This window comes from Pseudomonas sp. P4_C8, from assembly GCF_056401975.1.
Window position 1 is genome coordinate 32,883 of record NZ_JBFUIH010000017.1, and the last position, 17,853, is coordinate 50,735.

Here is a 17,853-nt window from a genome sequence, read left to right on the forward strand (position 1 = left end):
CACTTTTAGTGCTTGTTTGTTGTGCCTGTTAAGTAAGTAAAGCTCATCGTGGTTTTTAGCATCATGTCCCGAGCGATCTCACAACCCATCCAAAGATTTCCTGACTGCCAGCAACCTTGAATATCTTGAAATGCATAAAACACGGGGAGTTTTTCACGATGAGCTACATAAATGTGTTTCTCCACAGGTATCTTGGATTTCAGTTCATTGAATTTTTCCTCGTTTTTCAGTGCGTGCCCAATCAATGATCTATGGATAACATTGTTCTCCGTGTTTGATAGCACTGGATCATAAAGAAAACGTTGATCGTTGGAGATTTCATCAAATGCTGTTTCTATTTTGTTAATAATGTCTTCCAATTCAGAAAATGTTATGTAGTCACCGTCAATATGGATGCTGGTTTCGCCATAAAAATCGGTGGTGTTATGTACTTCTTCATCTTGACTTATGTAGTGATAATTTATATCTGTAACTAAAGCATGGTGGCGGCTTTTAATGCTGCTTGCTTTCGGGCGTTGCTCGCACAAGATAATACAGTCGATATCGGAATGAATGGTTCCTATACCTTCTATTAAAGAGCCTGAGATGACGAGGATGCTTGTGCTCTCTAAAACAGCTCTTTCGAGTAGATAGTTTTTTGGGATCGAGATTCTGTCATTTAATATGGATATCTCGTCGTCTAATATGTTTGACTGCTCAATTTTAATGAGTGGGATCATATTTGTTGCTCCTTGCGAAAGAGTAAGCGGATCCTTTGCGTGACTTTAGTAAGCTTGAAAGGGCGCGATTCAAAAAAATCTGGATGGTGTTTGCTTGCGTGTTGAAACCCTAGTTTTGGTACGGGCTATTCGTCAATATTTGAATTGAAACAAGAATTGTCTTGCGTGCATTGAAGTCGAGGTGTCTAAACTGTAACGGAAATGTCATTTTTATTGAATGTTTACTCCTGCAGAATTAACGCGTGAAAGTATGGAGTTGTTCAATACTGCAGGGTGCTGGCCTGAAGTTCCGATGGCATATAAAGCCAAACGAGCAACTCTCGTTGGCTCGGGAATGTGTGCCGTTGTTCAATCCGTTCTCCTCCAGTGGCTCACACCAACGTGAACGCCATGGTTGTTTAAGGTTCTGGATGGGGGCCACGAAGTTGGCGTCAGGTGCAATGGCGGTTCGACGGGCAGGGCAAACCGCTGATCGTCAATGTCACGGGCAGGATGCGGGTCAACAACGGTGAGTTGCTCAAGGACGCGGCGATTGCCAGGATGGGGATTACCTGTTTGCCGACGTTTATCGTCGGCGGGGCCTTGAAGGACGGCAGGCTGGTGCCGGTGCTGGATGCATTTCGGCCTGAGCCGTTGACGTTGTCGGCGGTGTATCCGCAGCACCGTCAGAGTTCGCGACCGGTGCAGGCGATGATCGAGTTTTTGCGCGAGCGTCTGGATCAGACTGAGGGTGTGCTCTGAGCCTCACATACAGATCCCCTGTGGGAGCGAGCCTGCTCGCGATGGCGGAGTGTCAGACGACTTCAATGTTGAATGACAAATGGCTATCGCGAGCAGGCTCACTCCCACAGGGGATTGCTGGGGTTCCCGTGTTTAGCGGTTATCAGCTCTTCTTGTCATCGCCGACTTCGCCATTGGCATGTACGCCACGGTCATCGCCAACTTCGCCGTTGGCATGTACGCCACGGTCATCGCCGACTTCGCCGTTGGCATGTACGCCACGGTCATCGCCGACTTCGCCATTGGCGCGTACGCCTTTGTCGTGGGCGACTTCACCGGCGCGATGAACGCCATTGTCGTGTTCCACTTCACCGGCGCGATGAACACCATTTTGGTTGTGGGACACTTCACCGGAGCGATGAACGCCATTTTGGTTGTGGGACACCTCACCGGAGCGATGAACGCCATTTTGGTTGTGGGACACTTCACCGGAGCGATGAACGCCATTTTGGTTGTGGGACACTTCACCGGAACGATGGACGCCATTGTCGTGGGCCACTTCACCGGAACGATGAACACCATGGTCATCGCCTGCTTCGCCGTTGGCATGAACGCCATGATCGTCGCCAGGTTCGGCGTGCGTGCCACTGCGCCCGGAGTTGGAGGAGGCTGTGTTGCCGGAATGGCTCGAGCCATGGTCGCTGCCACTGTGATCGCTGCCGCTATGGCCACTGCCGCTATTACCGCCGCTGCCACTGTTGCCGCCGCCACCGTGACTGCCGCCGCCACCGCTTCCACCGCCGCTGTTGCCGCCGCCACCGTGACTGCCACCGCCGCCACCGCTGTTGCCGCCACCACCACCGTGACTGCCACCGCCTCCACCGCCATTACCGCCACCACCACCGCCACCGCCACCGCCACTGCCGCCACCGCCACCACCCCCGCCGCCACCACTACCATCCTTGGCCTGAGCGGTTGACATACTGGACAAACTGTCCGGTATCAATACGGTGGACGCCGACAAGACCGCGCCAATAGCTACTGCAAGTAAAAGCTTGTTGATGTGCATGTCGTTCTCCGTCTTCTTGTTCAGGGTTGGAGCGTTGATGAACAATGCAACGTGCTGCTCGATTCAGTAGAAGAACACCTCAGTGTTCTGATTTATTCAGATGTAACGTCGATAAAAAATGCAATGTACCGTTCGACCCTGTTCCAGAGGGTCAGTGAATGCTTGAGGCCAGCTCGAAAATCGGCATGTACATCAGGATCACGATGACCCCGATCAACAGGCCAATGAAGGTCATGAGCAGAGGTTCAAACAGCCGCACAAACCATTCGAGCCAGCGACTGATTTCTTCGTCGTAGAAGTCGGCGCTGCGCTCCATCATTTGCCCGAGGTTGCCGGACTGCTCGCCAGCGCGCAGCAAGCGCAGGGATACCGGGGTCACGAGGTGATTGAGCTCAAGCGCAGCCGACAGCGATTGACCCTCGCGCACCCGTTCGCAGGCTTCGTCCAGGCGTGTGCGGGAGGCCACGGTGAGCAGGCCACGCACCATGCCCATGGCCGTGACGAGGGGAATGCCACCTTGCAGCAAAATCCCCAGCGAGCGGTAGAAGCGCGCCAGTTCATACATGAAGATGCGTTGATGGATCGCCGGGAGTTTTTCGATCAGACGGTCTACGCCCCGACGAAAGGCCGGTTGGCGCTGGAGGAAGGCGAGGGCGGCGATGAGCGCCAGCAACCCGCCGAAAAATTCGCCCTGATGCGCGTGGAGGAACATCCCGCTGGTCATCAGGACTTGCGATAGCCACGGCAGGTTCGACCCCAGACCTTCGAACACCAGGCTGAAGCGCGGAACCACGTAACCCATCAAAAACAAAACCACGCCACCTCCCACCACCAGCAACAGCATGGGGTAGATCGACGCGCTGACGATTTTCTGGCGAACCTCGTCCATGCGCTGGCGATAGCTGACATATCGGCCCAGGGCTTCGCCCACGGCACCGGTCTTTTCACTGGACTGTACCAGCGCAACGTACAACGGCGGGAAAACCCCCGACAACTGGCCCAATGCCTGGGAAAACGATTTGCCCTCATAAAGCAAGCGCACCAGCTCACTCAAGGTTTTACGGGCTTGTGGCGCGGATTCTTTTTCGGCCAGGCTTTCCAGCGCATCGATCAACGGTAGGCCCGCATTGAGCAATGTGGTCAGTTCCTGGCTGAATAAAACCAGGTTGAAGGTCTCCCGTTTTTGAAGACGCAAGGCGCGCCAATGCCGCTCGGCGTGCAGGCTGACCACCCGCATGCCCTGGTCTTCGACAATTCGCCGGGCTTCGCTGTGGCCGGGGGCCTCGACGGTCATCGAGACCACACCGGCCTTGCCCACGGCTTTGAGATGAAAGCGCATGGTCTCCCCTCGTCATTGCCAGCTGGTGACTTCGGCGTTTTCGCCTTCGCCGCCGGGCTGCCCGTCCTTGCCCATGGACAGTAAATCGTACTCACCGTTTTCGCCAGGATAGCGGTAAGTGTAGTTACGGCCCCATGGGTCCTGGGGCAATTTTTTCTGCAGGTAAGGGCCGGTCCAGTGGGTTTCGTCGCTTGGCGCAGTGACCAGCGCCTGCAAGCCCTGTTCGGTCGACGGGTAATGGCCGACCTCCAGGCGATACAAATCCAGTGCCTTGCCCAGGCCTTCGATTTGCGCCTTGGCGACTTTGACTTCGGAACGGCCCAGTTGGGCGAAATACTTCGGCGCGACGATACCGGCCAACAGCCCCAGCACCACCAGCACCACCAGCAGTTCGAGCAGGGTGAACCCGCGTTGAGTACGCCGGGCACGAAATAGACGTTGTTTCATGATGACCTCACACAATCGGCAGAAGGGTCGCAATAAAGGCTTATGCAATAGCCATGCTCAGCTTTGGGCAACCTTCTGGACTCCCCGTGCCATGGGCCTTCGCGCTTACGGCGCAGAGCTTGCATATGGCTGATTCACGATCGGCCACTGGGGCAATACCCCCAATTTTCGGGGCCGGCCAGGGGAGGTAGAACAATGAAAACACTCACCACTGGATTACTCGGATATTTGCTGCTGACCAGCGTTGCACAGGCCGACGTATTCGTTTCCGTGGACGCCAAGGGCAGCTACGTGCTGTCCAACGTTCACCGTCCCGGCCGCACCTATGAACGGATCATTCGCGAGCCTGCCGCTGCGGTCGTCAGCCTCGATCAGCAGCCCCAGATGATCGCCGCGCAACCCTATGCCGAGCTGGTCTCGGCGGCCGCCACGGCCAATGAAGTGCCGGCTGCGCTGTTGCATGCGGTGATCCGCGCCGAGTCCCGTTACAACGCCGATGCAAGGTCCCCCAAGGGCGCTGGCGGGCTGATGCAATTGATGCCCGACACCGCGCGGGAGATGGGCGTGAAGGATGTCTACGATCCCAAGGCCAACATCCAGGGCGGCGCCAAATACCTCAAGCGTCTGTTGACCCTGTTCGATAACGACATTGCCCTTGCGGTAGCAGCCTACAACGCCGGGCCGCAAGCGGTGCTCAGCCGTGGCGGAGTGATCCCGCCGTTCGCCGAAACCCAGCGTTACGTACCGGATGTTTTACGCCAATACCGCCGCCTGCAGGGCCTGGCCGTGGATGCGCCGTTGTAATCGAAAACGGCGTGCCGACAACCCCCAATAGTGGGGAATTTTTGCCCCGGCAGAAAAGTGGGGGAATAAGTGGGGAATACCCCCCCGATTTATCAAATTATCAATATAACTAGCTGAAAAATAACAAAAATATTTGTGGCATGGGGATTGCTTTGCCGCACTTGTCGAGAATTACTCCTGTGAGCACCCACCGCGAGGCCCGTGGTCATGACCGGCATACCTTACGCTCCGACGTTGTTTCATCTGCTGCTGTTGGTGGCGTCGATGCTCGGCATCGAGCTGGCCGAAGCTGCCGTGCGTTGCGAGCGTAATCTGGTGGCGAACGTCGTGGCGCTGGATCAGCCGCTGATGTTCAACCGCCTGGGTGCACAGAACGCTAATGGCATGATGTTCGCCCTGCGCCGCGACGTGGTCGATGACAACAATATGTCTTTGGCCCGGGGCGGGGCGGCGGTGCCGGGCAAAGTCTCGCTGCGCCCCGACAAGCGTCCGCGCCCATTGGTGCTGCGTGTGGCCGCCGGTGATTGCCTGACGATCAACCTGCAAAACCTGCTGGCGTATCAGGCCAACCCTGGCAAACACGAAGAGACCGAAGTCGAGGGTGAAGAAGGGGGAGCAACCGGCAATGCCGACGAATTCAAGGTCGATGAGCAAGTCACCGACCGTCACGTCGGCTTCCAGGTCAACGGCCTGCAAGCGGTCAACAGCATTGACGACATCGCCTCCTTCACCGGGCGCAACGCCAACACGCTGATCCCGCCAGGCGCCACCCGTTCCTACACCTTGTACGCCGAGCGCGAAGGCGCATTTGCCGCCAGCAGCCGTGGCGCCACCTTCGGTGGTGAAGGCGATGCGGGCAACGTGGCCAACGGTCTGTTCGGCGAAGTGGTGGTGGTACCCAAGGGCGGCCGTACCTATCGCAACACGGTGACTGAAGAAGAGATGCGCCTGGCCAGCGCTGGCCGTACTCCGGCCGGCCAGCCGATTGTCGATTACCAGGCGCGCTACCCGCAGCGTGAGCCGTGGATCCGTGAAGGCAAGGCCGGCACGCCGATCATCAACATGGTCGACGGCAATGAAATCATCTCCAGCGAGAGCGACGCGATCGTGATGGGCAGCAACGCCGACGGCAGCTTTGCGCCCTCGACCTATCCTCTGGAATCCATCGGCAAACGCAACCCGGCGCTGCCAAACCGGCTGGAACCGTTCCGCGATTTCGCTTCGCAGTTCCAGGATGAAACCGCCGTGACCCAGGCATTCCCGGCGTATTGGGCTGACCCGGTGATGGCCCACGTGCTGGAGCCGACCCGCGACTCGTTCATGATCAATTACGGTTCCGGCGGTATGGGCGCCGAGGTGGTGGCCAACCGTTTGGGCGTCGGGCCGATGCACGATTGCCTGTCCTGCGCCTATGAAGAATTCTTCCTCAGTTCCCACACCGTGGGGGACGTGGCGATGCTGGTGGACGTACCGGCCAATGTCGGCCTGGAAAACATTCGTCCGGGTGAGACGCCACGCGCCGATCAGGTCGGGGTCAAGGCGACCATGGCGCTGTATCCGTCCGAGCCGTCGAACGTCAACCACAGCTACATCGGTGACTTCGTCAAATTCCGCAACACGCACAACGGCCACGAACAGCACATCTTCCACCTGCACGGCCATCAATGGCTGTTCAACCCCAACGACGATAACTCCGACTATGTAGACGCCCAGGGCATTGGGCCGGGCGCCGGTTACACCTACGAAATCGCCAACGGTGGTTCGGGCAACCGCAACCGCGTGGCGGGCGATGCGATCTATCACTGCCACTTCTATCCGCACTTTGCCCAAGGCATGTGGGCGATGTGGCGAGTACACGATGTGTTTGAAGAAGGCACCAAACTCGAAGTTTCCCAACAAGGTAACGACGGCTATCACAGCGAACCTTACGCCCTGCGCAGCGGTAAACCGGCGGCGGGTGCACGGGCCTTGCCTGATGGCGAGATCATTGCCGGCACGCCGATTCCAGCAGTGGTGCCGCTGCCAGGCAAAGCCATGGCGCCGATGCCGGGGAAAGTGGCAGTCGTGCCGAAGATCAGCGAAACCCTGGTGGCCGGTAATGGCGATGACGATGAGGAGGGCGATGACGACGGCGAACATCACGGTGGCAGCGGTGGTGCTCAAGCCATCGGCTCCCTGGCCCTGGTCGACCGCAGCGAAGCCAACCGCAATGCCGACGGCAGCCTGAAAAACCCTGGCTATCCGTTCTGGATCGGCGGCATGGAAACATCGGTCGGCCAACGTCCGCCAACCCCGCCGCTGGACATGCTTGACGCCGCCAAGGCGCAATCCCTGAAAACCAGCGGCAATGCCTTGTGGGCTAACCTCGACCCGGCGCAGTCCGGTGGCTGGGATGGCGGTTTGGGGCGCCACTCGCTGGATGGTTTCTCCTCGGGTGGTGAGGCGCACACCGTGACCACTTCGCTGGATTTCTCCAAGGAAGTGACCCGGGCCAAGCCGATTTACATGCCCGAAGAGGGCACCGAAGTTGAACAGGCGGCCATGGCGTTCCACGCCAAAAAAGAACACGCGAGCTACGCCGTACTGCCGGGCAATCAAGTGGTGGCGCGCAACTTCCGCACCAACGGTGCCTTGCCGACGGCGGGTGCGCCGTACTACGAACCGTGCATGGACGATCGGCAAAAACGCCTGACCGCCAGCGCCGGCACGGGCGAATTCAACAGCGGCGAACGGATCGACGGCCTGTCGTTCACCGGTTCGTCGACCTTCACCGCCGACCGCCCACGCATCTACAAAGCGGCAAACATCCAGTTTGATGCGGTGTACAACAAGGTCGGCTACCACTTCCCGCAAGCGCGCATTCTGGCGCTGTGGGAAGACGCCTGGCCGGTGATCACCAAACAGCGTCCGCCGGAGCCTCTGGTGATGCGCATGAACACCTTCGACTGCGTGCAGTACCAGCAAACCAACCTGGTGCCGGCCATCTACGAGATGGACGACTATCAGGTGCGCACACCGACCGACGTGATCGGCCAGCACATTCACCTGCCCAAATGGGACCTGACCGCCGCTGATGGCTCGGCCAACGGCTGGAACTATGAAGACGGCGTGCTTTCCCCCGGTGCCGTGCAAGAGCGCATCCACGCCATTCGTCTATTCAACCAGTGCGAAGGCACCGACCCGCGTGACGGCACGCCGGTCTGCCCTAAAGCCAAAAATCATCCGTTCTTTGGCCAATATGGCCGGGCTGACTGGGTGGGCGCGCGCACGGCGATGCAGCGCTGGTTTGTCGATCCGGTGGTCAACACCAAGGGCGTCGACCGTGGCCTGGGGACCATTTTCACCCACGACCACTTAGGCCCATCGACGCACCAACAGATCGGACTGTACGCCACGGTGCTGGCAGAACCGGCCGGTTCCACCTGGTTCCACGCCGAAACCGGCGAGCCGTTGTACAGCGGCGCGCGGCAGGATGGCGGGCCGACCTCGTGGCAAGCGGTGGTGTCTACCGGTGATCTGGATGGCGACGGCAAGAACGACAGCTTCCGTGAGTTCTTCCTCGAATACAGCGACTTCCAGCACGCTTATGAAGCTGGTGTGTACGTCGGCGCCGGCCCCAATGGCGTGCCGGATGCGCAAGCCTTCCCGGCCACCGCCGACAGCTTCCGCTACGCGATCAACCCGCCGGTGCGCAAGGAGGCCGCAACCCTGCTTGAACAGGTGGTCGAAGCGCGCGGTGGACTGTCGCCTGGCTGCCCAAGCCGGCCTTGCCCGCAAGCCATCTCGGTGGATGATCCGGGGATGTTCGTGGTCAATTACCGCAACGAACCGCTGGCCCTGCGGGTGTACGACCCGAATAAGATCGGCCCTGACGGCAAGCGCGGCATGCAGGCCGACGGCCTCGGCGGCGACCTCGCGTACGCCATGCAAAGCCGTACCGACCGGGCGATCCCGGCGATGAACCTGGCGCCAAACCAGGTCACCGCCGCCACCGGCCCAACCGGCGGCACCACGCTGTTTCCGCCACACATCAACCGTGGCGGTGCGAAGCCGGGTGACCCGTTCACGCCGATGCTGCGTACCTACACCGGTGACAATGTGCGGCTGCGGGTGCATGCCGGCGGTCACGAAGAAGAGCACAACGTGACCCTGCATGGGGTGAAGTGGCTGCAAAGCGGTTCAGGCTTCGGCAACAGCTCCAACTCCGGCTGGCGCGCGTCGCAAATGATCGGGATCTCCGAGCAGATGGGCTTCATTGCGCCGGTCTCGATGCTGTCCAGTTCGGCGGCGACCACCGGGGATTATCTGTACTCGATGGATGCGTCCCTGGAAGGTTACTGGAGCGGAATCTGGGGCGTGATGCGCAACTACACCGCGCAACGCAACGATCTGTTCGTGCTGCCAAACAACCCGAAACCGATCGGCGCGCGCAACACCGCGGCATTCGATGGCACTTGCCCACGGGTTGGCGCCAATCCGAACGGCAATGGCAATCGCCCCACCGTGCAACGCAACTTTGAAATAGTCGCGGCACTGGCCAACGACATCCTCGGCAATCCGCTGAACCTGTCCATGGCGGATCCGGCGGGGCTTGGCCAGCATGTCGGCGGGGCGTTAAATCCGGCGGGCGGTACGTTGGTGTACAACTCCCGTGCAGTAAGCATTCCTCAGGTCACGGTGAACGACCCTGAGGACGGGACGACCTTCACCATCGGCGGGCAAAGCGGCCCATTGCATGACCCGACCGCGATTCTGTACGTGCGCAAGGCCGACCTCGATCCGGCCACCGGCAAGCTGAAACCCGGTGTACCTGTCGAACCGCTGGTGCTGCGCGCGGCGGCCGGTGACTGCATCAACATCACCCTGGAAAATCGCCTGCCGAGCGTGATGCCGGACCTGACCCAGACGGCGTCGGTGATGGGCATGGTCAAGCGTGACCGCAACGGTGGCGAAGGCTCGACCACCTTCAGCAACAACCTGATGCGGCCGTCCAGTCACGTTGGTCTGCACGCGCAACTGCTGGCATATGACATCACCAAATCCGACGGCACCAACGTCGGCGTCAACCCGATCCAGACCGTACCGCCACGCGTTGGCAACAGTGGAGCGTACCCGACTCGTACTTATCAGTACTACGCCGGGCACCTGGAGCGCGAAGGCAAGCCGAACATGCAAGGGGGCCGCAATGTCGACCACATCAACGCCACGCCGGTGGAGTTTGGCGGGTTGAATTTCACCCCGGCGGACGTGATCAAGCAGCCACAAAAAGGCCTCGGTGGTGCGATGAGCATCCTGCCGGTCGGCGCGACCTGGGTTGAAGACACGCGCAAAGTCAATGCTACGGTCACCGCGCCTGGGCAGACCAGCTACCGCGACTTTGCGATGGTCTGGCAGAAGGCGTTGAACATGCGCTGGGCCAATGGTCGTCCGGTGGAAGGCATTGCCTCGGAAGCGGGTGTGCCGACTGATCCGCAGGACAACTCGAGCATGGCGATCAACTATAAAACCGAACCGATGTGGTACCGCTTCGGCCTGCCGCCGGATGCGCCTTTCGGTCACGCCAACGGTTTTGGTTACGGCGACGTGCCCAACGCGCACATGGCCTTTAGCAACGCGCTGGTGGGAGGCGATCCGCAAACGCCGGTGCTGTATGCGAAGCCGGGGCAACCGTTCCGCACCCACATCCTGATGCCGACCGGTGGCAGCCGCGGTTCGACCTTCCAGCTTGACGGTCACGTCTGGTCGGTCAACCCGTTCCAGTCGGAGAAGAGCGACACCGGCGGTTACCCGATGTGGACGCCTGGCGTGGGTTCGGTGCGGTTCGGCTACAACCCGATGTCGATGTACATCGGCGCCCACGAAAGCATCCTGCCGGCGGCGCACTTCAGCTTCATGCACCCGAGCGCCGGGGGCAGCAATGCGATACCGGGCGACTACCTGTTTCGTGATTACGCGGCGTACGGCAATACCGCAGGGCTTTGGGGATTGCTGCGGGTGACCAACGAACCTGAACCGGCGCCAGCTCCGTAGGTGTAGGAGCAAGGCTTGCCCGCGATAGGAGCACCTCGGTTTTGACCGGGTGGCTGATGACGCCATCGCGAGCAAGCTCAGCTCCTACAAGCGAAAGGCAGACACAGATCTGAAGGGGAAAGAGGGATGAACAGGACTATCAAAATCGCCAGTTGTGCGCTGGTTGTCGGGGCCGTGCTGATCAGCCTCGGCGTCTGGCGCACCGCGCCGCCCGACATGCCGAGCAAGGTCGCCCTGCCGGACACCTGGAGCAGCCAGAGTCTCTCCCGTGACGGTATTTCGGTGGCGCTCGAGGTCAAGCCGTTAGCCGGGGGCGGCGTGCTGCGCGAAGGTGAGTTCGCCGACGTGCAGTTCCGGGTCAACGACAGTGCCTCGGGCCAGCCGTTGTCGGGCGTCAATCCCGGCGCCTGGCTCGACCCCGAAACCGTCGCCGCCGACCAGGCCCAGGGCCGCGAGCAAAGCTGCAAGTCGCGGGTCGGGGTGTTCCTCAAATCCAGCATTGGCGCGCGGCCGTTACTGGACCTCAACAGCTATTTTCTGCTGGTGATGAATCGCGATGCTAGCGTTTCGGTGGTCGACCCGTCGGTATCTGTGGGGGGCATCACCAGCACCATGGCACGGATCAACCTCAAACAGCCGCCGATGGATTGGGTGACCCCGAAGGACAACAAACGGGTGTTTGTGTCGATGCCGACGGCCGGGGAAGTGGCGGTGATCGACAGCGAGCAATTCAAGTTGCTGGAGTCGGTGACTGCCGGCAGCAACCCGGTGCGTGTGGCCCTGCAACCGGATGAGCGTCTGCTGTGGGTCGGCAACAATGCGTCGAAAGCCGACGAGTCCGGCGTCACGGTGATCGACACCCACAGCCTCAAGACCCTCAAACACCTGGCCACCGGGGCCGGGCATCACGAAATCGCCTTTAGCAAGGACAGCCGCTTTGCCTTCGTCACCAACCGCGACGACGGCACATTGAGCATCATCGACATCGCCAGCCTGACCGTGAGCAAACAACTTAAGAGCGGCTCGCACCCGCTATCGGTGGCGTACTCGCCACTGTCCCAGGCGGTGTATGTCGCTGATGGCCAGGACGGCACCGTGACCGTGGTCGACAGCGCCAGCCTGGCGGTGCGCCGGGTGATCAAGGTAAAGCAGGGCCTTGGGCCGATAGGGTTCAGCGATGACGGTCGATTCGGCATTGTGCTCAACACGCTGGAGAACCAGGCCTCGGTAATCGACGCCGCCACCGACTCGCTGATCCATGAAGTAGACGTGTCGGCCGAGCCGTATCAAGTGGTGTTCACCAAAGCGTATGCCTATGTACGCGGACTGGCGTCGGCCAAAGTCACGATGATCAACCTGTCGTCGCTGGGCCAGGGTCGCACGCCGATCAGCCAGGGTTTCGAAGCCGGGCCGCAGCCGCCACGGCTGGCCGGTGATCTGCCGCTGGCGTCGAGCCTGGCGGTGTCGCGGGACGACAACGCGGTGTTTGTGGTCAATCCGGTCGACAACACCACCTATTTCTACGCCGAAGGCATGAATGCGCCGATGTCCGGCTACCCCAATCGCGGGCAAGTGGCACGGGCGGCGATGGTTATCGACCGTAGCCTGCGCGAGGTCGAACCGGGGCTGTACAGCGCGCGGATCAAGCTGCCCTCGGCCGGGCGTTTCGACGTGGCGTTTCTGCTCAACCAACCGAACATCATCCATTGCTTCACGGCATTGGTTGAGCCCGACAAACAACTCGTCCAGCACGCTGGCGTGCCCAAAGTGGAGTTCATGCTCGACAAGGCCACGACCGCCATCGGCAGCCCTTACGTGGTGCGCTTTCGCATCGTCGAGGGCCAGCAGAAGGCCCGGCGCAGCGGGGTCAAGGATGTACAGGTGCGCTACTTCCTCGCCCCGACTTCACGGGTTCAGGAAGTCGCCGCCCTCGACGTGGGCAACGGCATCTATGAGGCTCCAGTGACCCTGGACCAGAACGGTGCGTGGTACTTGCACGTCCGTGCGGTGTCGCTGGGTGCGAATTTTGACGACAAGACTTTTGCCAGCGTGCGGGTTCTGCCCGGCAATATGAACTGAAGAGGACACTGACATGAACCGTTTCGCACATCGTGGATTGCTGACGTTCTGCCTGTTGACTGCCGGTATCGGTCTAGCCCTGGCGCACTCGGCGGATGAGCATGCCGGGCACGACATGCCGGCCCAAAGCGCCAGTTCCGAAAGTGCCCAGGTCAAATTCGCCGATGTGGCACTGGTGGACCAGGACGGTAAACCGGTGCGCCTGGAAAAGGACCTGATCAGCAACAAAATCGTGGTCATGAGCTTCATCTACACCAGTTGCACCACGGTGTGCCCGGTGGTGTCCTCGATCATGGGCAAGGTGCAAAAACAACTGGGTGCGCGGGTCGGCGGCGAGGTGCAACTGGTGTCGATCAGCGTCGACCCGCAGCGCGACGACGCCAAACGCCTGAACGACTACGCCCGCAACTTCCAGAATGGCCCGGGCTGGAGTTGGCTGACCGGCAGTTCGGAGTCGATCAATGAAACCCTCAAAGGCCTGGGCTCGTTCAGTGGTGACTTCAAGAACCATCAGCCATTGATCCTCGTCGGCGACGGCAACAGCCGTCACTGGACACGCTACTACGGGTTCACCGACCCGGCGGTGCTGACTCGTGAGGTCGAGAAACTTAGCGGCCAGCGCAATACCCACGTCAAACACACCGCCATTGCCATGGAGCAACAGCCATGAGAGCGCTCGCCTTGACCCTCATGTCGATGTGCTTTGGCCTGTTCAGCTTGACGGCATTTGCCCACGAAGGGCACGAAGACGCCGCGCCAGCGGTGGCTGCCGCGCAACCGGCGACCGGCACGCACGATGCACAAACCTGGTTCACCGACACGCCGTTGCAGGATCAGAACGGCGAGACCTTGCGTTTCTACAGTGACGTGCTGCAAAACCGCGTGGTGCTGCTGAACGTGATTTTCACCAGTTGCAACGATGCCTGCCCGCTGATCACCCGCAAGCTCAAGGAAGTGCGTGAGTTGCTGGGCGACAAGGCGGATGGCATCACCTTTATCTCCCTTACCAGTGATCCGCTGCGTGATACACCGGCGGTACTCAAGGCCTATACCTTGAAGCAGGGCGTCGATGGGCCCCACTGGCTTTTTCTTACCGGCGACAAGGCGCAAATGGACCTTGTCCTGGGGCGTATCGGCCAGATTGTGCCGACCCCCGAACAGCATTCAACGCAGTTGATCGTCGGTGATGTGGCGAACAAGCGCTGGAGCAAAATCCGCTCCGATGCCCCGGCCGCCGCCATTGCTCAGCGCTTGCAGTTGCTGACCATGCCCGTGGCCGGTCGCTGAGTGCGCGCCATGAAAACCTCCCTCGTCCTCGGCCTTCTACTGCTTGGCGGCATTCCTTTCGCCGCCCATGCATTAGCGTTGACCCCCAGCGAAAGTGCGGGCAAACGCCTGTACCGCGAAGGCGTGTCCGAGAGTGGTGAACCGGTCATGGCACGGGTCGGTGCCGCCGATATGCTGCTGCCGGCCAGCAGCTTGCCGTGCGCCAACTGTCATGGCGCTGACGGTCAGGGGCGGCCGGAAGGCGGGGTACGTCCCCCGGACATCAGTTGGTCGCGCCTCTCCAGCCGCTATGGCCAGGAGCAAATCAACGGCCGCGACTATCCGTCTTACACCGAGGGCACGCTGGCTCGCGCCATTGCGCAAGGTCGCGACTCAGCCAACAACCGACTCGACCCGGCGATGCCGCGGTTCGTGCTGTCGATGAAAGATCAACGCAACCTCACGGCCTACCTCAAGCGTGTGGCCGAAGACCGCGACCCCGGTTTGACCGCCGACAGTTTGCACTTGGGTACGTTGTTGCCCAGTCAGGGACCCTTGGCAGACGAGGGCGTCACCGTAGCGGCAGTGCTCAAGGGCAGCGTGGCCCGGATTAATGCGGCGGGTGGCATCCATGGTCGGCAATTGCGCCTGACCATTCTCGATCCTGGCCTGGACCGCGCGAGCGCCGAGTGGTCGCTGGACCAATTGATCGAGCAGGAGCAAGTGTTCGCCCTGATTGCACCGCTGGCACCGGCGCTGGACGCGGACCTGGCGGCGCGTCTGGAACAGGTGAGAATTCCGCTGATCGGGCCGCTTTCGTTGCAGGGCTCGGCGCAGGCCAGTCGGCAAATCTTTGAACCGTTGCCGGGGCTGCGCGAACAGCTGATCGCCCTGGCCAACTACGCTGCGGCCAGTTTGCGTGTGCTCCAGGGGCCGACGCTGATTACCTACCCGGACGAACCGAGCCAACGGTTGGCGGCGCAAAACCTCGGTCAGTACTTGCAAGATAACGCCTGGAAACAGGTGCGCCTGCAAGCCTGGGACGAGGCCCAAGACGAACTGCCGCTGGGCTCGCGGTCGGTGTTTTACCTGGGCAGCGGCAGCGGCTTCTGTCGTCTGGCCGAACGTTTGCAAACGGCGGGGCAGGTGCCTTATCTGTTCGCCGCGTCGAATCAGGTGGCCGGTGAGGTATTGAATGTGCCCAGTGGATTTTCCCGTCGGTTGTTTTTGGCCTACCCGTTCGTGCCCAGTGACTGGACGCTGGCCGGACGCCTGGCGCTGACGCAATTGCGCGAAAAACAGGGACTAGGCGGTCAGCACTCAGTGCTGCAAGTCGGCGCCTACAGTTCGATGCAACTGTTGAGTGAAGGCATGAAGCAGGCCGGGCGCGACGCCAGCCGCGAGAAGCTCATCAGTGCCCTGGAAGGCCTGCACGATTTCGATACCGGGCTGACCCCGCTGATCAGCTTTGGCCCGGGTCGACGCCAGGGCTTGAGTGGAGCGCATGTCGTCACGGTGGACCTGCCCGGCCAGCGCTTCTTCCTGGTTGCCCCCTACAAACCCATTAGAGTCATGCCTTGAACGGAGGCCGATCATGAAACTCAACACTGTGCTGATACTGCTGACACTGTGGGCTTCGGTGGCGTTCTGCAGCAACGGGCCGGCTGCTGCGCGGGTCAATGGAGAAGAGATTTCCGAATTCCGCCTGGAGCGCTATTTCGCCGAATTCCTCGAAGATCAGGGCCGGGCTGTGGGCAACATTCGTAACCCCAAGGCGTACAAGCAACTGCGTCAGAAGGCGCTGGATGCGTTGATCGACAAGGAGTTGTTGTGGCAGGAAGCGGTCAAGCGCGGCGTGGTGATCAGCGACGCCGACGTGCAAAACCAGGTCGCCCAGACCCGGCAAGCGATCGGTGGGCCTGAGGTGTTTGCCCGCCGGCTCGAAGACGCCGGTTTCGATGAAGCCGGTTTTACCGAATACACCCGCCGTGAGTTGGCGGCCCAGCAGGTCTTTGCCGACCTGATTCAGGTGGACAAGCCGGATGAAAAACAGGTCAGGGCGTTTTACGAGGAACACCGCGCCGACATAAGCCGGCCGGAAGAAATCCAGGCCCGGCACATTCTGATCAAGGTGCCCCAGGGTGCCGATGCCGCCACAGTGGAAGCGGCACGGCTACGCTTGATAGAGATGCGCGTGAAAATTAGCCAGGGCGAAGACTTTGCCAGCGTTGCCCAGGTCGGCTCCGAAGACGCGACTGCCAGCGAAGGTGGGGACTTGGGCACTTTCCCTCGTGGGCGCATGATGCCGGAGTTCGAAGCAGCGGCTTTTGCTCTGGCGCCGGGTGACGTCAGTGAGCCGGTGCGCACGCCACTGGGTTGGCATTTGATTTACCTAAAGAACCACTGGGATGCGGCCGATGTCACAGAAACGCAGGGGCTTGAAATGGTACGGGCGTACCTTGCCCGGCAGGAACAGGCTCAGGCTCGCCTGCAAGTCTTGGCGCAGCTTCGATCAAGCAATCGAATCGAACGGATTGATGATGATTAACGCTTGTCCCCCCAATAGTGGGGAAAGCATCATTGCAAATCCTGACGCTTCCCCGTTTTTGGGGGACGGAATTCGTGAGCGAAAAAGTTTTATCATGAGAATCAAAGAGATGTTCCGGTCGAAAACCGGCTCTCAGTCTGGCATGAAGTGTGCGTTAGCCTAATTAGGGCACGTACTCCCAGGCACGAATATCGGACCTGTGGTTACAAGGAGTCGACCTTGTTGAACAAAATATTGGTTGTTGAAGACGAACAGCTGCTTGCACAAAACCTCCAGGATTATCTGGCGGCGCAAGGGCTGGAAGTCCTGGTAGCGAACGACGGTGCGAAGGCTATCGGCGAAGTCGAAAGATTTGCACCCGACGTGATGGTGTTCGATTACCGCTTGCCCGATATGGAAGGCTTTGAGGTGCTCGATGCCGTCCGCCAGAACAGGAAGTGCCACTATGTGTTGATTACCGGGCACCCAACCGCTGAAGTATGTGAGCGGGCCCGGCAACTGGGAGTCAGCCATATCCTGTTCAAACCATTTCCTTTGGCGGAATTGGCCCGTGCAGTCTGTGACCTTTTAGGGATGAAGCGCGAACCCAGAACGGGCGTAAGCACCTCCGAAGGATTCGTCGAGCGACGCCAGAGCAGGAACGAGAGTTTCCCGCTGCAGTTGTACGACGGTAGTTGGGTGCTTGCGGATCGCCGAAAAAAAACTTCGGCCTCCATGGCGCCAGACGACGAACAACTGCTCACCGGGGAGTAATTGGCGCGACAAGCCGTTCCGGCACCCGCCGCAATGACTCGCCGCGCCGACTGGGCTTAAAGCCCCGGGTGTTGGAGAG

The 17,853-nt window shown here is 60.1% G+C and carries 11 protein-coding genes and 2 pseudogenes; 9 read left to right on the plus strand and 4 right to left on the minus strand.

Annotated features, from left to right (window positions below; genetic code table 11):
* Nucleotides 1–5 precede the first annotated feature (5 nt).
* Nucleotides 6–719: a hypothetical protein gene (locus AC1DWM_RS12795; RefSeq protein WP_477795323.1), complete on the minus strand. Its 714-nt coding sequence runs from the start codon at nt 717–719 to the stop codon at nt 6–8.
* A gap of 429 nt (nt 720–1,148) precedes the next feature.
* On the opposite strand from AC1DWM_RS12795, the pseudogene AC1DWM_RS12800 reads away from it, so the two are divergent.
* Nucleotides 1,149–1,460, plus strand: a pseudogene (locus tag AC1DWM_RS12800) (LysR substrate-binding domain-containing protein); the annotation flags it as partial.
* A gap of 463 nt (nt 1,461–1,923) precedes the next feature.
* On the opposite strand, the pseudogene AC1DWM_RS12805 reads toward AC1DWM_RS12800, so the two are convergent.
* From AC1DWM_RS12805 to gspG, 3 genes and pseudogenes are all read right to left on the minus strand, one after another.
* Nucleotides 1,924–2,508 (minus strand): annotated as a pseudogene (locus AC1DWM_RS12805) (hypothetical protein); the annotation flags it as partial.
* A gap of 151 nt (nt 2,509–2,659) precedes the next feature.
* On the minus strand, nt 2,660–3,847 hold the full coding sequence (locus AC1DWM_RS12810; protein ID WP_477795324.1) for a type II secretion system F family protein: 1,188 nt from the start codon (nt 3,845–3,847) through the stop codon (nt 2,660–2,662).
* Between the two features lie 12 nt (nt 3,848–3,859).
* The gene (gene gspG / locus AC1DWM_RS12815) at nt 3,860–4,294 is read right to left on the minus strand and encodes a type II secretion system major pseudopilin GspG (protein ID WP_223512704.1); all 435 of its coding nucleotides are present in this window, start codon (nt 4,292–4,294) and stop codon (nt 3,860–3,862) included.
* 195 nt (nt 4,295–4,489) lie between these two features.
* On the opposite strand from gspG, the gene AC1DWM_RS12820 reads away from it, so the two are divergent.
* The 8 genes from AC1DWM_RS12820 to AC1DWM_RS12855 all read left to right on the plus strand — a co-directional run bounded on the left by AC1DWM_RS12820 (nt 4,490) and on the right by AC1DWM_RS12855 (nt 17,774).
* Complete coding sequence (locus tag AC1DWM_RS12820) at nt 4,490–5,098, plus strand: lytic transglycosylase domain-containing protein (protein ID WP_223512707.1); 609 nt, start codon at nt 4,490–4,492, stop codon at nt 5,096–5,098.
* 207 nt (nt 5,099–5,305) lie between these two features.
* Nucleotides 5,306–11,128 (plus strand): manganese-oxidizing multicopper oxidase MnxG, encoded by a 5,823-nt coding sequence (gene mnxG, locus AC1DWM_RS12825; RefSeq protein ID WP_477795325.1) that lies wholly within the window; start codon nt 5,306–5,308, stop codon nt 11,126–11,128.
* Nucleotides 11,129–11,254: 126 nt separating this feature from the next.
* Nucleotides 11,255–13,207 carry a YncE family protein gene (locus AC1DWM_RS12830; RefSeq protein ID WP_477795326.1) on the plus strand — a complete coding sequence of 651 codons (1,953 nt, stop codon included), beginning with the start codon at nt 11,255–11,257 and terminating at the stop codon, nt 13,205–13,207.
* Nucleotides 13,208–13,220: 13 nt separating this feature from the next.
* Entirely contained in the window at nt 13,221–13,877 is a 657-nt protein-coding gene (locus tag AC1DWM_RS12835) for an SCO family protein (protein ID WP_223512713.1), read from the plus strand.
* Nucleotides 13,874–14,494: an SCO family protein gene (locus AC1DWM_RS12840; RefSeq protein WP_477795327.1), complete on the plus strand. Its 621-nt coding sequence runs from the start codon at nt 13,874–13,876 to the stop codon at nt 14,492–14,494. Before AC1DWM_RS12835 ends, AC1DWM_RS12840 begins: the two co-directional genes overlap by 4 nt.
* A gap of 9 nt (nt 14,495–14,503) precedes the next feature.
* The gene (locus AC1DWM_RS12845) at nt 14,504–16,054 is read left to right on the plus strand and encodes a cytochrome c/ABC transporter substrate-binding protein (protein WP_477795328.1); all 1,551 of its coding nucleotides are present in this window, start codon (nt 14,504–14,506) and stop codon (nt 16,052–16,054) included.
* A gap of 13 nt (nt 16,055–16,067) precedes the next feature.
* Nucleotides 16,068–17,021 carry a peptidylprolyl isomerase gene (locus tag AC1DWM_RS12850; protein WP_477795329.1) on the plus strand — a complete coding sequence of 318 codons (954 nt, stop codon included), beginning with the start codon at nt 16,068–16,070 and terminating at the stop codon, nt 17,019–17,021.
* 219 nt (nt 17,022–17,240) lie between these two features.
* Nucleotides 17,241–17,774 (plus strand): response regulator, encoded by a 534-nt coding sequence (locus AC1DWM_RS12855; RefSeq protein ID WP_223512719.1) that lies wholly within the window; start codon nt 17,241–17,243, stop codon nt 17,772–17,774.
* Nucleotides 17,775–17,853: the final 79 nt, after the last annotated feature.

What these genes read in the sequence shown, in the direction of transcription:
- AC1DWM_RS12795 (WP_477795323.1), bottom strand. Translation starts at nt 719, where the DNA reads ATGATCCCACTCATTAAAATTGAGCAGTCAAACATATTAGACGACGAG.
- AC1DWM_RS12810 (WP_477795324.1), bottom strand. Translation starts at nt 3,847, where the DNA reads ATGCGCTTTCATCTCAAAGCCGTGGGCAAGGCCGGTGTGGTCTCGATG.
- gspG (WP_223512704.1), bottom strand. Translation starts at nt 4,294, where the DNA reads ATGAAACAACGTCTATTTCGTGCCCGGCGTACTCAACGCGGGTTCACC.
- AC1DWM_RS12820 (WP_223512707.1), top strand. Translation starts at nt 4,490, where the DNA reads ATGAAAACACTCACCACTGGATTACTCGGATATTTGCTGCTGACCAGC.
- mnxG (WP_477795325.1), top strand. Translation starts at nt 5,306, where the DNA reads ATGACCGGCATACCTTACGCTCCGACGTTGTTTCATCTGCTGCTGTTG.
- AC1DWM_RS12830 (WP_477795326.1), top strand. Translation starts at nt 11,255, where the DNA reads ATGAACAGGACTATCAAAATCGCCAGTTGTGCGCTGGTTGTCGGGGCC.
- AC1DWM_RS12835 (WP_223512713.1), top strand. Translation starts at nt 13,221, where the DNA reads ATGAACCGTTTCGCACATCGTGGATTGCTGACGTTCTGCCTGTTGACT.
- AC1DWM_RS12840 (WP_477795327.1), top strand. Translation starts at nt 13,874, where the DNA reads ATGAGAGCGCTCGCCTTGACCCTCATGTCGATGTGCTTTGGCCTGTTC.
- AC1DWM_RS12845 (WP_477795328.1), top strand. Translation starts at nt 14,504, where the DNA reads ATGAAAACCTCCCTCGTCCTCGGCCTTCTACTGCTTGGCGGCATTCCT.
- AC1DWM_RS12850 (WP_477795329.1), top strand. Translation starts at nt 16,068, where the DNA reads ATGAAACTCAACACTGTGCTGATACTGCTGACACTGTGGGCTTCGGTG.